This is a genomic window from Streptomyces sp. NPDC101132 (assembly GCF_044759225.1).
Classification (GTDB): Bacteria; Actinomycetota; Actinomycetes; order Streptomycetales; family Streptomycetaceae; genus Streptomyces.
Genome location: NZ_JBIVYX010000025.1, coordinates 1 through 14,247, shown reverse-complemented (window position 1 = coordinate 14,247; position 14,247 = coordinate 1). Strand labels below are relative to the sequence as shown.

The following is a 14,247-nucleotide window of genomic DNA, read 5'->3' as shown; positions in this document are numbered from 1 at the left end:
GTCAGGCCGTCCGCACCTCGTACGTGCGGACCGCCACCCCGTCGTCGTCCAGGCAGCGCCCCGACGCCAGGTCGAAGCGCTGCTTGAGCAGCGGCGAGGCCACGAAGGGGCGCCCCGCGTCGGAGCCCAGCAGCCCCCGGGACAGCACGTGGGCGCCGGTGAACGGGTCCTGGTTGCAGATCGCGTACGCGCGGCCCGCCCGGTCCAGGAACAGCGCGGCCTGGCTGCCGTCCGGCAGCAGCGCCGCGACCCCGCGTCCCGGCGTCAGCGCGGTCAGCTCGCAGACCGGCACCCAGTCCTCCCCCGTGCGCAGTTCGACGGTCATCGGGCCGTGCTCCCTTCCAGCGGGCGGATGGTGAGGATCTCCAGGTCGGGCTTGACCTGGTCGCGCTCGGGCACGAACCGCACGGTCGGGTCCGGCGCCCCCGGTGCGTTGACGAAGGACACGAAGCGGCGCATCCGGTCGGGGTCGTCCAGGGTCTCGGCCCACTCGTCGCGGTAGTGGGCCACGTGGGCCGCCATCAGGGCCTCCAGCTCCGCGCACAGCCCCAGGGAGTCGTGCACGACCACGTCCCGCAGGTGGTCCAGGCCGCCCTCCAGCCGCTCCAGCCAGGTGGAGGTGCGCTCCAGCCGGTCGGCGGTGCGGATGTAGAACATCAGGAACCGGTCGATCAGCCGGACCAGCTCGGCGTCGGACAGGTCCTGCGCCAGCAGGTCCGCGTGGCGCGGCGTGGCGCCGCCGTTGCCGCCGACGTAGAGGTTCCAGCCGCCGGCCGTGGCGATCACGCCGAAGTCCTTGCTCTGCGCCTCGGCGCACTCGCGGGCGCAGCCGGAGACGGCGGACTTGAGCTTGTGCGGGGCGCGCAGGCCCCGGTAGCGCAGCTCCAGGTCGATGGCCATCCGTACGCTGTCCTGGACCCCGTACCGGCACCAGGTCCGGCCCACGCAGGACTTCACCGTCCGCAGGGCCTTGCCGTACGCGTGGCCCGACTCGAAGCCGGCGTCGACCAGGCGGGTCCAGATGGCGGGGAGCTGTTCCACGCGGGCGCCGAACAGGTCGATCCGCTGCCCGCCGGTGATCTTGGTGTAGAGGCCGAAGTCGCGGGCCACCTCGCCGATCACGATCAGCTTCTCCGGGGTGATCTCGCCGCCGGGGATCCGGGGCACCACCGAGTACGAGCCGTTGCGCTGGAGGTTCGCCAGGAAGTGGTCGTTGGTGTCCTGCAGGGCCGCCTGCTCGCCCGCCAGCACGTAGCCCTCCGCGCCGATGGTCGGCGCGAGCGAGGCGATGATCGAGCCGACCGCCGGCTTGCACACGTCACAGCCCTCGCCGCCGCGCGCCGCCTCCCGGCCGTGGCTGTCGAGGAGTGCGGCGTACGAGGTGATGCGCAGGGTGCGGACGATCTCGTACAGCTCGGCGCGGGTGTACGTGAAGCAGCCGCAGAGGCCCCGGTCGCCGGCCGGCGGCAGCAGCTGGCCGATCACCTTCACGCAGCTGCCGCAGCCCGTGCCCGCCTTGGTGCACTTCTTGACCTCGGGCAGGGTGGCGCAGGCGGCGACGGCCTTCTTCGTGACGTTGTGGCAGGAGCAGATGATCGCGTCGTCCGGCAGCGAGGCCGGGCCGAGGGCGGCCGGGGCGCCGATCCCGGCGGGCAGCACCAGCTGCTCCGGGGCGGCCGGCGGCACCGAGCCGGTCAGCGGGCGGAGCAGCCCGTACGCGTCGGCGTCGCCCACCAGCACACCGCCGAGCAGCGTGCCGTCCGCGGCGACGACGAGTTTCTTGTAGACCCCCGAGCGGGAGTCCGAGTAGACCACGTCGAGGCAGCCCTCGGTGGTGCCGTGGGCGTCGCCGAAGGAGGCCACGTCCACGCCCAGCAGCTTGAGCTTGGTGGACAGGTCCGCGCCCGTGAACTCGCGCTCAGCCGTGCCCAGCAGGTCCTCGGCGGCCGTCTGGGCCATCTCGTAGCCCGGTGCGACCAGTCCGTAGACCCGGCCGTCCACCGCGAGGGCGCACTCGCCGATCGCGTACACGTGCGGGTCGGAGGTGAGGCAGCGGGCGTCGACGGCGATGCCGCCGCGCTCGCCGACGTCCAGGCCGCAGTCGCGGGCCAGCTCGTCGCGCGGCCGGACGCCCGCCGAGAACACCACGAGGTCGGTCTCCACGGTGCTGCCGTCGGACAGCCGCATGCCGGTCACCGAGCCGTCGGGGCCGGTGACGACCTCCTGGGTGCCCGTGCCCGTGTGGACCGTCAGGCCCATGTCCTCGATGGTGCGCAGCAGGGCCGCGCCGCCGCCCTCGTCGACCTGGACGGGCATCAGGCGCGGGGCGAACTCCACGATGTGGGTGGCCAGTCCGAGCCCCTGGAGGGCGCCGGCGGCCTCCAGGCCCAGCAGGCCGCCGCCGACGACCGCGCCGCGGGTGCGGCCCTTCGCGTACTCCTCGATCGCGAGCAGGTCCTCGATGGTGCGGTAGACGAAGCAGCCCCGCGCGTCCCTGCCCGGTACGGGCGGCACGAAGGGGTACGAACCGGTGGCCAGCACCAGGGTGTCGTACGGCACGACCCGTCCGGAGCGGGCGGTGACCGTACGGGCCGCGCGGTCGACGGCGGCCGCGGGGTCGCCCAGGAGCAGCTCGATGCCGTGCTCCGCCATGAACCCGGCCGGGGTCAGGGAGAGGTCCTCAGGGCTGCTGCCGGAGAAGTACGAGGTGAGGTGGACCCGGTCGTACGCCGGGCGGGGCTCCTCGCAGAGTACGACGACGCGGTGCGTCGCGGTCAGTCCGCGTTCGGCGAGCGCTTCGAGGTAGCGCTGGCCGACCATGCCGTGCCCGATGAGCACGATCGTGGGCGTGGGGGCGGGGTGGGCCATCTCAGGAGCCTCCGTCGTCGGTGAGCAGGTGGAGCAGTGGATTCCGCTGGGAATCCGGGGGCGGGTCCGGCAGGGGTTCGTCGCTCTCCCAGGTGCGGGCGAGGGCGCCCACGCTGGAGAGCTCGCCGAGCAGCACGCCCCCGACCAGGCGGTCGCCGCGGACGACGACCTTGCGGTAGGTCCTGCGGGTGGCGTCGACCAGCCGGACGACGTCGTCGCCGGGCCGGGGCGTGGTCTCGCCGAAGGCGGCCAGGTCCAGGGGACGTTCGCCGGTGGCCAGGGTGAGGCGGGTGAGGGCGCGGGTGCCGGTGTAGCGGGAGGTGGCGGGGGCCGGCGTGGGGCGGGGCCCGGCCGGAGCGGCGGGGGCCGGGGCGTCGGCGGGTGCGGCGCCGGTCAGCGTCCGGGCCAGGGCGTCGGCCTGTTCCAGTGCCGGACCGGCGAGCCCGTACACCTGCCCGTCGTGCTCGGCGCAGTCGCCGATCGCGTACACGTGCGGGTCGGAGGTGCGCAGCGCGTCGTCCACGACGATGCCGCGGCGGGTCTCGATGCCGGCGGCCCGCGCGAGGCCGACGCGGGGCCGGACTCCACAGGCGACGACCACCAGCTCCGCCTCCAGCCGGTAGCCGTCGGCCAGCTCCACGGCGGCCACGCGGCGGGCGGAGGCGGTGGGGGCGGGGGCGGTCCCCGGGGCGGGTGCGGTCCCCGGGGCGGGTGCGGCGGCGGGTGCCGTGGCGGGTGCGGCGGGGGCGGTGACCAGGCCGCGGACGCGGCACTCGGTGTGGACCTCCACGCCCAGGGCGGTCAGGTGCGTGCGGACCAGCCCGGCGGCCTCGTCGTCCAGCTGCCGCTCCATCAGCCGCGCGCCCTGCTGGGCCAGCACCACCTGCGCCCCGCGGGCGGCCAGCGCCCGGGCCGCCGAGACGCCCAGCAGGCCGCCGCCGATGACCACCGCGCGCAGCCCGGGGCGCACCGCCGCCGAGAGGGCCAGGCAGTCGTCCATGGTGCGGAACGGGTGCACGCCGTCCGGCAGTTCACCGCCGCCCGGCTCGAACAGGCCCCGAAGGGGCGGCAGCACCGGGTTCGACCCGGTGGCCAGGACCAGGTCGTCGTACGGCAGGACCGTGCCGTCGTCGCAGTGCACCTCCCGCGAGTCCCGGTCCACGCGCACCGCGCGCACCCCCTTCCGCAGCACCGGGCCGGGGGAGGGGAGGGCGGTGACCTCGGGCGCGTACCGCCCGGCCAGCACCTCGGCGAGCAGCACCCGGTTGTACGGGGCGTGCTGCTCCTCGCCCAGCACGGTCACGGTCACGGCTGGGGTGGCTGTGGCTGTGGCGGTGCCCGGGGTCGAGCCCGGGGCCGCGGGGGCGGCCGTGAGCCGCTGGGCCAGGCGCAGGCCCGCCATTCCGCCGCCGATCACCACCACACGTCGCGAGGTCATGCCAGGAGACTGCGGGCCCGCTGTTTCCCCACCGCATCACCGCTGTTTCCCGCGGGGAACGCTGCCCTCCCGGGGGAGGCCCGTCGGATGTGAGGGGCCCAGTGGGGCGGGGACCAGGGGCGGACGAGGTGCGGGATGAGGGGTGGTTTAACGCTCCCTCAAGTCCGGCTTAAGGATCACCACACCCCCTCTGACCTGGCATAGCGTGCCCCGCATGAGATCCGCCCCCGCGCGCCTGCGCACCGGGCTGCTCGGCGGCGCCGGCGGCGTGTCCGTCCTGTGGGCCGCCCAGGTCCGGCCCTCCGCACGGCTCGATGCGCTCTTCGCCACCGCCGCCCACCTGACCGGCCTGCTCGCCGGGTACGGGGTGCTGGCCCTGCTCTTCCTGATGGCGCGGGTGCCCGCCGTGGAGCACGGGGTGGGCGCGGACCGGCTGGCCCGCCTGCACGCCGTCGGCGGCCGCTGGGTGCTCGCGCTGTGCCTCGGGCACGGGGTGTTCGCCCTGTGCGGCTACGCCGTCCACACCGGGGACGACGTCATCGGCGCCGCCGCCGCGCTGCTGGGCTACCCGGCGCTCGCGGCGGCCGTGCTGGGGGCGGCGCTGCTGGCCGCCGTCGGGGTGACCTCCGCCAGGGCCGCGCGCCGCCGCCTGCCCCACGAGACGTGGCGCGGGGTGCACCTGCTGACGTACCCGGCGGTGGCGCTGGGGTTCGGCCACCAGCTCGCCGGCCCGGATCTCGCGTCCCTCCCGCCGGCGGCGTGGTGCTGGGCGCTGCTGCACACGGCGGTGGCCGTGCTGCTGGTCTGGTACCGGGCCGTGGTGCCCGTACGGCAGGCGCTGCGGCACGGGCTGCGCGTGGCCGGGGTGCGCGCCGAGGGGCCCGGTGTGGTGTCCGTGACGGTGACGGGGGAGGGGCTGGCGGAGCTGCGGGCCGAGCCGGGGCAGTTCCTGCGGTGGCGGTTCCTGCGCCGCGGGCTCTGGCACACCGCGCTGCCGTTCTCCCTCTCGGCGCCGGTACGGGACGACACGCTGCGGATCACCGTGAAGGGCCTCGGGCGCCACTCGCGCCGGATCCGCCGGCTGCGGCCGGGCACGCGGGTGCTGGCCACCGGTCCGTTCGGCGCCCTCACCGCGCGCCGCCGCACCCGCCCGAAGGCGCTGCTGATCGCCGGCGGGGTCGGGATCACCCCGCTGCGGGCCCTCTTCGAAACGCTGCCCGGCGGGCCCGGGGACCTGACCCTGCTCTACCGGGCGGGCGACGCCGGGCAACTGGTGCTGCGGGGCGAGCTGGAGGCCATCGCCGCCGCGCGGGAGGCCGGCCTGCATTACCTGCTCGGGCCGTCGGACGGCGCGTACGACCCGCTCGCGCCCGGTGCCCTGCGGGAGCTGGTGCCCGACCTCGACGCCCACGACGTCTACCTCTGCGGCCCGCCGGGGATGGCCGCGGCCACCACGAACGCGCTGCGGCGGGCCGGGGTGCCGGCGGCGCGGATCCACTCGGAGTGCTTCGCGTACTGAGCCCCGCCGCCCCTGCCGAACCCCCGGCGCCGGCTCAACCGGTCACCTCCGGCGACGGCTCGGCCGGGCACTCCCGGCGACGGCTCGGCCGGTCACCCCGCGACGAGTTGCCGGTCCCCGGCAGCAGGAAGCCGCCCCCGCGACGGCTCCGCCGTCGCCCCGCACCCGGAAGACGAGGACATGGCACGTCACCGCAAGCCCCCCGCCGCACCCGCCCTGCTGCGCAGGGCCCTGGCCGCCGTACCGCCCGCGCAGCGGCTCGCGGCGGGCCTGGCCCTGGCCAGCGCGCTCTCCGCGACCGCCGTCACCGCGTTCGTCGACCCGGCCGCACCCGCCGCCCCGGACCGCTCCCCGGCGGGAACCTCAAGCCTTGCGCAATTCTCGCGGGATTGATGGACGCTGCACCGATCCCGTCCATAGGGTCGCGATCATGCCCGACATATCGCTGACCACGACCGTCCTCCTCTGCCTCGCCGCACTCGGCGCCGGCTGGGTCGACGCCGTGGTGGGCGGCGGCGGGCTGATCCAGCTCCCCGCGCTGATGCTCGGACTGCCGTCCTCCCTCCCCCCGGCCTACGCCCTGGCGACGAACAAGGCCGTCAGCATCGTCGGCACCTCGGGCGCGGCGGTGACGTACGTGCGCAGGACGCCCGTGGACGTGAAGCTGTCCGTCCGCATCGGCCTGGCCGCGCTGGCCGGATCGATGGGCGGCGCGCTGCTGGCCGGCGGCATCAGCAAGGACGTCCTGCGCCCCGCGATCATGGTCATCCTGCTGCTGGTCGCGGCGTTCGTGATCTTCAGGCCGTCCTTCGGCAGCGCCCCCGCCACCGGCCCGGTCACCCGGCAGCGCGTCCTCCTGGCCATCCTGCTGGCCGGCGGCGGCATCGGCTTCTACGACGGACTCGTGGGCCCGGGCACGGGCACCTTCCTGGTCCTCGCCCTGACCGCGCTCCTGCACCTCGACCTGGTGACCGCCTCCGCCACCACCAAGATCGTCAACGTGTGCACCAACCTGGGCGCGCTGGTGATGTTCTCGTACCAGGGCTACGTGCTCTGGCAGCTGGCCGCCCTGATGGCCGTCTTCAACCTCGCCGGGGGCATGATCGGCGCCCGCATGGCGCTCAAGAAGGGCAGCGGCTTCGTCCGCGGGGTGCTGCTGAGCGTGGTGTGCGTGCTGGTGGTGAAGCTCGGACTGGAGCAGTGGGCTGCCTGAGCCGGCTCCCCGGTACGGCCCCCACCCCGCGTCCCTCAGTACGTGCCCGTCAGGTGCGCGAACACCACCACGTTCCCCCGGTACCCGGTGCGGGCCGAGAAGCCGCCGCCGCAGGTGATCACCCGTAGCTCGGCGCGCGGTGCGGGCCCGTACACCCGCGCGTCCGGGAAGCGCCCGGCCTCGTACACCTCGACCGCGTACACCGTGAACACGGCGGTACGGCCGTCCGCACGCCCCACCTCGACCGCGGCCCCGCGCCGCACCGCGCCCAGGTCGTAGAAGACGGCGCGCCCCTGCGCGTGGTCCACGTGGCCGGCCACGACCGCCGTCCCGGTGGCTCCCGGCGGGGTGCCGTGCCGGTACCAGCCGGCCACCCCGGTCCGTTCGGGCGGCGGCACCTCCAGGCGGCCGTCGCGCTGGAGACCGAGGCCGACGAGCGGGGCGTCCACCCGGATCGAGGGGATCCGGATGCGCAGTGGCGGGGCGCCGGGCAGCGGGGCGATGGCCGCGCCGTGGTCCGTGCCACGGGACCCGAGGGCCTCCGAGAGGGCGGGCTGCGGCGGGCGCACGGTCTCCGAAGAGCCGCTGCCGATCAGCCAGATGCCGGTGCACGCGGCCAGGGCGAGCAGCCCGCCGCGGCGGGCGGTGCGCGGGTCCCGGTGCATGCGGCCCCCTCGGTCTGGGCGGGCCGCCGCCCGGCCCCGGCTCTCACGGGGCGGGCGACGGCGGGAGGTACCGGTGGGATCCGGGTACCGGCGGGATCCGTGGGATCCGGGTACCCGCGGACCCCGTCAGGCCCGCGTGCCGCTCGCCCGGCGACGCAGGACCCAGGTACCGCCGACGGCGGTCGCGGCCAGTACGGCCACGCCCGCCGCGATCCTGGCGGGGTCGGCGGAGGTCGTCGTACCGCCGCCCACGCCGGTCTGTACGTGGCCCTGCGGGCCGCGTTCGGTGACGATCAGATCCCCGGTGGCGAACTTGCCGTTGGTGCAGGTGGCGCCGATCGCGTAGGTGCCGGGGCGGGTGTCGTGCGCCACCCGGAACTGGCCGACCGCGTCCTCCTTGTGGGTGGAGGGGGCCAGCCGGAAGCGGCCGCCGCCCACCGTCGTGGCGTCGCCGTCCGCCGTGCCGCCGGGGCCGCAGGCCGTGGTGTTCACCGTGACGGTGGCGCCGGGGGCGGCGGACTTCGGGAAGATCTCCAGCACGGCGAACTCCCCGGCGAAGGCGCCGGTGACCGGGGCCAGCAGGGCGGCGGCGGTCAGCAGGGTGCCGGTCAGCAGACGGGTGCGCATATCGCTCCTCGGGGGCGGTCTCTCCCTTCAGAGGAGAACGGCCCCCGGCCGGTGCGGCCACCGGAGGTCCCGGCCGCGCTGCCCCCGCTCCGCCCGCTTTCCGCAGGTCAGCCGAGGGTGGCTCACCCGGTCGGGGAAGGGGCCGCGGGGCGCGCCGTTCGGGTGAGGAGGGCCCGCGGCACCCCGGCCGGCCCGCCGCTCACGGGCCCGGCAGGCGGAGGGTGGCGCGGGCCCCGCCCTCCGGGGGGTTGGCGAGGTCGACCCGGGCGCCGATCACCGTCGCCTGGCCGAAGGCGATGGTGAGGCCCAGGCCCGTGCCCTGGCCGCGCTCCGCGGCGCCCGTCATGAAGCGCTGCGGGCCGTGCCTGAGGAGGGTGTCCGGGAAACCCGGGCCACGGTCGGCGACCACGACCTCGGCCCCCGCGGCGGCGGGCGTGACCGTGACCGTGACCCCGGTGCCCGCATGGCGGGCCGCGTTGACCAGCAGGTTCGTCAGGATGCGCTCCAGCCGGCGGGCGTCGGTCCGTACGAGGACGGGGCCGGCCGGCAGGGAGAGGGCGGCCGGCACCCCCGAACGGTGGACGGCCGCCGTGACGAGGGGCGCGAGGGGCTGGACCTCCAGACCGGGCCGCTCCCGGGCCGCGTCCAGCCGGGCCACCTCCAGCAGGTCCTCCGTCAGCGTGCGGAGCGCGGCCACCCGGTTCCGTACGAGCTCCGTCGGGCGGCCCTCCGGGAGGAGCTCGGCAGCGGTGTGCAGGCCGGTCAGCGGGGTGCGCAGCTCATGGGCCACGTCCGCCGTGAAGCGCTGCTCGGCCTCCAGCCGTCGCTGCAGGCTCGCCGCCATCGTGTCGACGGCCGAGGAGAGTTCGGCCACCTCGTCCCGGGTGCCCGGCACCCCCGAGGGGCCGATGCGGGCGTCCAGCTCACCCTGGCTGATCCGCCGCGCGGTCTCGGCCGCGTTCCGCAGGTCCTTGCTGAGCCGGCTGGCCAGCAGCGCGCCGCCGACGGCCGCCAGACCCACGACGCCCGCCCCCGAGACCGCCAGCTGCCGGTCCAGCTCGGCCAGCTCCTGGCGCTCCACCCGGAGCGACTGCTTCACGGACAGGACGTGGCTCCCCCCGAGGGGGCGCGCCGCCCACACCGCGGGGTCCGGACCCTCCAGACGCAGGAAGGTCGTGCGCTCGCCCCCCAGGGCCGCCTCCCGCAGCGCCGCGGGCAGCCGGGGGCAGTCGATGGCCGCCTCCGTGTCGTCGTTCCCGTCCAGCCGCCCGGTCACCTCGTACAGCTGCCGTACGCGGACCAGCTGGCCGGTCGCCGCCACCCGCGCGGCGTCGGCCACCTGGCGGGTGCGCGCCTCGTGGATCAGCACGCCGATCGTCACCGCCACCAGCGCACAGCCCACCGCCAGCAGCACCGCGATCTTCCACCGCAGACCGAGCGCCCGCAGCGAGCGGCGGCCGCGCAGCAGCACGGCCCTCACAGGTCCGCGCCCTTCCGGTAGCGCTTCTCGTCGCTCACCACCGACAGCCGACGGCCGTCCCAGCGGTACCGCACGGCCTGCTCCGCCCCGTCGTTCGCCGCCGTGCGCACCAGCAGGTCGTGGCCCAGCGCCTCGACGGCCATCCGCCGGCCGGAGGTGTAGAGCACCGGCACGACCTTGCCGTCGCGCGCCGTGTACACGGCGATCGCCGACCGGCCGCTCTCCAGATCGGCCCCGATGACCAGCTCCGGCCTCCCGTCACCCGTCAGGTCGTGCAGCACCGGCGGGCGGATGCCCGCGCGCCCCGGCTCGCTGATCATCCCGCGCGCCAGGAACGGCTTCATCCGCTTGTCGGCCCGCAGCACCTCCAGCGGATCCACCGCCGCCATCCCGCCGGCCGGCACCGCGGGGCCGCCCGGCAGCGGCTCGGGCGGCGGCTGCTGCATGGCCACGGCCGCCCCCGGCGCCTTCGGGGACCCGACCGCCCACGCCGGCCACAACTCCTCGGGGCGCGGCTGGACGGACACGGCGGGCGCGGGCTCGCCGACGCCCAGACCACCGGGCGCGGCACAGCCGCCGAGGGCGAGGACGAGGGCGACGGCGGCCACGGCGAGGGCCGGGGCGGCGGCGCGAGGTGCTCTGGTCATGGCAGATACAGGGAGGGGGGTGGGGGGACGGGCCGCGGCCGGGACCGCGACAATCGACGGTGGACGGCGCCCCACACGGGCACCGGGACGTTGTGTGACAGCTGCGCGGACGAGCCGCTCTCCGGCCCGGCCGCGGCACGCCGCTGGAGGTTCCGGCCGGGGCCGGACCTCCCGTTGTAACCGAGGGAGGAACCCCATGGCATCGGTCGAACGGCCAGTCCTGACGGTGCTCACCACCGTCGACTCGGCGGACGCCGCCCAGGCCCTGGCCCGGGCCGCCGTCGAGGCCCGGCTCGCCGCCTGCGCACAGGTCTCCGGCCCGGTGACCTCCGTCTACCGCTGGAAGGGCGCCGTCGAGACCGCCCAGGAGTGGCAGGTGGTCTTCAAGACCACCGAGGACGCGTACGCCGCCCTGGAGGCCCGGCTGACCGCCGAACACCCCTACGACACCCCCGAGATCATCGCGACCCCGGTCGTCCGCGGCGCCGCCGGCTACCTCGCGTGGGTCGGCGCGGAGGTCGAGGCCCGGTGAGCGAGGCGGAGCTGCCCTTCTTCGTCTACGGGACGCTGCGCCCCGGCGAGTACAACCACGACCTCTTCCTCCGCGGCCGGACCGCCGCCGAGGAGCCCGCCCGGCTGCCGGGCGCCGTGCTGTACGAGGGCCCCGGCTACCCGTACGCCGTCGAACTCCCGGCACCGGCCGCCGGCCCGGGCGTCGTGGGCGAGCTGATCACACCGGCCGCCGGCCAGTACCGCGACCTGCTCGACGTACTGGACCGGCTGGAGGAGTACCACGGCCCCGGCCGCCCCCGGAACGTCTACGACCGCGTCCCGCGCCAGGCCCTGCGCCCGGACGGCACCCCCGTACCGGCCTGGGTCTACGTGGCCGCCGGCCCGGTCGCCGCAGAACTGCGCGCCACGGGCACCCTCATCGCCGGCGGCGACTGGCTGCGCCGCTGACGCTCACTCCACCGGCTCGACGCGCACCGCGCAGACCTTGAACTCCGGCATCCGGGACACCGGGTCCAGCGCCGGGTTGGTGAGCGAGTTGGCCCGCCCCTCGCCCGGCCAGTGGAACGGCATGAACACCGTGTCCGCCCGGATCGAGTCCGTGATCCGGGCCGGCGCCACCGCCCGCCCGCGCCGCGAGACCACCGCGAGCGGCCGGCCCTCCACCGCCCCGATCCGCTCGGCCAGCCGCGGGTGCAGCTCCACGAACGGCCCCGGCGCCGCCCGGTTCAGCTCGTCGACCCGCCGGGTCTGCGCCCCCGACTGGTACTGGGAGACCACCCGGCCGGTGGTCAGCAGCAGCGGGTACTCGGCGTCCGGCAGCTCCCCGGCCTCACGGTGCGCCACGGGCACGAAGCGGGCCAGCCCGTCCTCGGTGGCGAACCGGTCCAGGAACAGCCGCGGGCTGCCCGGGTGCCCGGCGGACGGACAGGGCCAGAAGACGCCCTGCTCCCGCTCGATCCGCGCGTAGTCGATGCCCGCGTAGTCCGCGGGACCCCCGGCCGAGGCGCGCCCCAGCTCCGCGAACACCTCCGCCGGGTCGGTGGGGAACTTCTTCTCCAGGTCCGCCTGCCCGAACCGCGGGCCCAGCCGGGCCGCCAGCCCCTGGAGCACGTCGAGATCGCTGCGCACCCCCGGCGGGGGAGCCAGGGCCTGCCTGCGCAGCAGCACCCGCCCCTCCAGGTTCGTCGTCGTCCCGGTCTCCTCGGCCCACTGCGTGACGGGCAGCACCACGTCCGCCAGGGCCGCGGTCTCGGACAGCACCACGTCGGCCACGGCGAGGAACTCCAGCGACCGCAGCCGCTCCTCGATGTGCGCGGCCCGCGGCGCGGAGACCACCGGGTTCGACCCCATCAGCAGCAGCGCGCGGGGCCCGTCCCCGGTGCCGAGCGCGTCGAGCAGCTCGTACGCGCTGCGCCCCGGCCCCGGCAGCGAGTCGGCCGGCACCCCCCACACGCCGGCCACGTGCTCGCGCGCCGCCGGATCGGTCAGCTTGCGGTACCCGGGCAGCTGGTCGGCCTTCTGGCCGTGCTCGCGCCCGCCCTGCCCGTTGCCCTGGCCGGTCAGGCAGCCGTACCCGGACAGCGGCCGCCCCGCACGGCCCGTGGCCAGGCACAGGTTGATCCACGCACCGACCGTGTCGGTGCCCTTGGACTGCTGCTCGGGCCCGCGGGCGGTCAGCACCATGGCCGACTCGGGCGCGCAGAACATCCGCACCGCCTCCCGCAGCTTCGGCACGGGCACCCCCGTGATCCGCTCGACGTACTCGGGCCAGTGCGCCATGGCCGCCGCCCGGGCCTCGGCCCAGCCGCTGGTGCGGGTGGCGATGAACTCCTCGTCGGTGCGCCCCTCCGCGACCACCAGGTGCAGCAGTCCCAGGGCCAGCGCCAGATCGGTGCCGGGCCGGGGAGCCAGGTGCAGGTCGGCCTGCTCCGCCGTACGCGTCCTGCGCGGGTCGACGACGACCAGCGTGCCGCCGTTCTCCTTGAGCTCGGTGAGGTAGCGCAGCGCGGGCGGCATGGTCTCGGCCAGGTTGGACCCGACCAGGATCACGCACCCGGTACGGGGGATGTCCTCCAGCGGGAACGGCAGCCCCCGGTCCAGGCCGAAGGCCCGCTGGTGCGCGGCGGCGGCCGAGGACATGCAGAACCGGCCGTTGTAGTCGATCTGCGAGGTCCCCAGGGCGACGCGCGCGAACTTCCCCAGCGCGTACGCCTTCTCGTTGGTGAGACCACCGCCGCCGAAGACCCCGACGGCGTCCGGACCGTGCCCACGACGGACGCGTGCCAGGCCCTCGGCGACGGCGTCGAGGGCCTCCTCCCAGGTGGCCGGTTCGAGCGCACCTGTGGCATGGGTGCGGACCAGTGGCTCGGTGAGCCGGACCCGGGAGGAGAGCACTGCGGGCGCCGTGCGGCCCTTTCCGCACAGCGCCCCCCGGTTGACCGGAAACTCCGGCCGCTCCACCACCGCCACCGCCGCGGCGTCGCCGTCGGGCGAGGGCACCAGACCCATCCCGCACTGAAGTGCGCAGTACGGGCAGTGGGTGGCGGTGACGGAACCGGGATCAGTGCGCATGCCGCCAGGGTGCGCCGCAGGTGTTACACCGAACCCCACCCCGCGTTACGCCCCAGGTACACCCCCCTCCGCCGCACACCGCCCCCACGGTGAGGTCCGGGCGTCTGGCACCCGCCGGGCCGTGAGGTCCGCTGGGCGGAATTGTGGGCAGGTCATCCGCGGGTCCAGACGCCGGGAGGGCTCGGACCGGCGGCCGCGGGAGCGCCGGCGGCACGGCTCGCCCCGGACGGCCCGGCGGCCGCCGAGACCGGAGAAGCGCGTAGCGATCTGTGGCGGCTTATGCCCGGCCACCACGGACCGTGGGTCGCGTGACGGCGGGAGCGCGTAGCGATCTGTGGCGGTTTATGTCCGGCCACTACGGACCGTGGGTCGCGTGGCGGCGGGAGCGCGTAGCGATCTGTGGCGGCTTATGAAGGGGCACGGGCGGCCCGGAGGCCGCTGAGACTGCCGGTGGGCCTACGGACGCTGACGCGCGCGCCCCGTGGGGCGTGGTTGAGCGGCAGCGTTGGGGGCCGGAGGCGTGCTGGGGCACTGGGGATGCCTCCCCCTCGGTGCTGGGTGATGGCTGTGGGTGGGTGGTGGCTCGTGTTGCTCCGGGGCGTTTTTCGGGTGTTGTCCGCCGAGGGGTTTTGCCTTCCGGACCGGGGTGGGCGGTCAAGGGTGGCCGAAGGCCATCGCGGAGCGACGCGACGAAGGAGCGCCCTTG

The 14,247-nt window shown here is 75.9% G+C and carries 13 protein-coding genes; 5 read left to right on the top strand and 8 right to left on the bottom strand.

All coding sequences use genetic code 11. From position 1 onward, the window contains the following. Position 1: 1 nt before the first annotated feature. From nirD to ACIQUR_RS34540, 3 genes are read right to left on the bottom strand one after another with little or no spacing between them, the layout of a single operon-like run. Entirely contained in the window at positions 2–325 is a 324-nt protein-coding gene (nirD, locus tag ACIQUR_RS34550) for a nitrite reductase small subunit NirD (RefSeq protein ID WP_403673235.1), read from the bottom strand. Continuing rightward, entirely contained in the window at positions 322–2,868 is a 2,547-nt protein-coding gene (gene nirB / locus ACIQUR_RS34545) for a nitrite reductase large subunit NirB (RefSeq protein ID WP_403673233.1), read from the bottom strand. Before nirB ends, nirD begins: the two co-directional genes overlap by 4 nt. A gap of 1 nt (position 2,869) precedes the next feature. After that, the gene (locus ACIQUR_RS34540; RefSeq protein WP_403673231.1) at positions 2,870–4,306 is read right to left on the bottom strand and encodes an NAD(P)/FAD-dependent oxidoreductase; all 1,437 of its coding nucleotides are present in this window, start codon (positions 4,304–4,306) and stop codon (positions 2,870–2,872) included. Positions 4,307–4,520: 214 nt separating this feature from the next. Between ACIQUR_RS34540 and ACIQUR_RS34535 the strand changes: the two genes are divergently transcribed. The 3 genes from ACIQUR_RS34535 to ACIQUR_RS34525 all read left to right on the top strand — a co-directional run bounded on the left by ACIQUR_RS34535 (position 4,521) and on the right by ACIQUR_RS34525 (position 7,038). Next, positions 4,521–5,825, top strand: a complete 1,305-nt coding sequence (locus ACIQUR_RS34535; protein ID WP_403673229.1) for a ferric reductase-like transmembrane domain-containing protein — start codon at positions 4,521–4,523, stop codon at positions 5,823–5,825. Between the two features lie 180 nt (positions 5,826–6,005). Continuing rightward, complete coding sequence (locus ACIQUR_RS34530; protein ID WP_403673227.1) at positions 6,006–6,218, top strand: hypothetical protein; 213 nt, start codon at positions 6,006–6,008, stop codon at positions 6,216–6,218. Between the two features lie 37 nt (positions 6,219–6,255). Then, a complete protein-coding gene (locus ACIQUR_RS34525) occupies positions 6,256–7,038 on the top strand; it encodes a sulfite exporter TauE/SafE family protein (RefSeq protein WP_403673226.1) in 783 nt (260 codons plus the stop codon). 35 nt (positions 7,039–7,073) lie between these two features. Here ACIQUR_RS34525 and ACIQUR_RS34520 read toward each other — a convergent pair whose 3' ends face one another. From ACIQUR_RS34520 to ACIQUR_RS34505, 4 genes are all read right to left on the bottom strand, one after another. Continuing rightward, the gene (locus tag ACIQUR_RS34520; protein ID WP_403673224.1) at positions 7,074–7,703 is read right to left on the bottom strand and encodes a class F sortase; all 630 of its coding nucleotides are present in this window, start codon (positions 7,701–7,703) and stop codon (positions 7,074–7,076) included. Between the two features lie 126 nt (positions 7,704–7,829). Further along, the gene (locus ACIQUR_RS34515; RefSeq protein ID WP_403673222.1) at positions 7,830–8,330 is read right to left on the bottom strand and encodes a hypothetical protein; all 501 of its coding nucleotides are present in this window, start codon (positions 8,328–8,330) and stop codon (positions 7,830–7,832) included. Positions 8,331–8,529: 199 nt separating this feature from the next. Next, the gene (locus ACIQUR_RS34510; RefSeq protein WP_403673221.1) at positions 8,530–9,810 is read right to left on the bottom strand and encodes an ATP-binding protein; all 1,281 of its coding nucleotides are present in this window, start codon (positions 9,808–9,810) and stop codon (positions 8,530–8,532) included. After that, entirely contained in the window at positions 9,807–10,457 is a 651-nt protein-coding gene (locus ACIQUR_RS34505; RefSeq protein ID WP_403673219.1) for a hypothetical protein, read from the bottom strand. Before ACIQUR_RS34505 ends, ACIQUR_RS34510 begins: the two co-directional genes overlap by 4 nt. Before the next feature lie 196 nt (positions 10,458–10,653). Between ACIQUR_RS34505 and cutA the strand changes: the two genes are divergently transcribed. Together cutA and ACIQUR_RS34495 are read left to right on the top strand one after the other, a co-directional pair. Then, positions 10,654–10,989 carry a divalent-cation tolerance protein CutA gene (gene cutA / locus ACIQUR_RS34500; RefSeq protein ID WP_403673217.1) on the top strand — a complete coding sequence of 112 codons (336 nt, stop codon included), beginning with the start codon at positions 10,654–10,656 and terminating at the stop codon, positions 10,987–10,989. Then, a complete protein-coding gene (locus ACIQUR_RS34495; RefSeq protein WP_403673215.1) occupies positions 10,986–11,417 on the top strand; it encodes a gamma-glutamylcyclotransferase family protein in 432 nt (143 codons plus the stop codon). The genes cutA and ACIQUR_RS34495 overlap by 4 nt, the downstream gene beginning before the upstream one ends. 3 nt (positions 11,418–11,420) lie before the next feature. On the opposite strand, the gene ACIQUR_RS34490 is transcribed toward ACIQUR_RS34495, so the two are convergent. After that, the gene (locus tag ACIQUR_RS34490) at positions 11,421–13,541 is read right to left on the bottom strand and encodes a molybdopterin oxidoreductase family protein (protein WP_403673213.1); all 2,121 of its coding nucleotides are present in this window, start codon (positions 13,539–13,541) and stop codon (positions 11,421–11,423) included. Positions 13,542–14,247 lie beyond the last annotated feature (706 nt).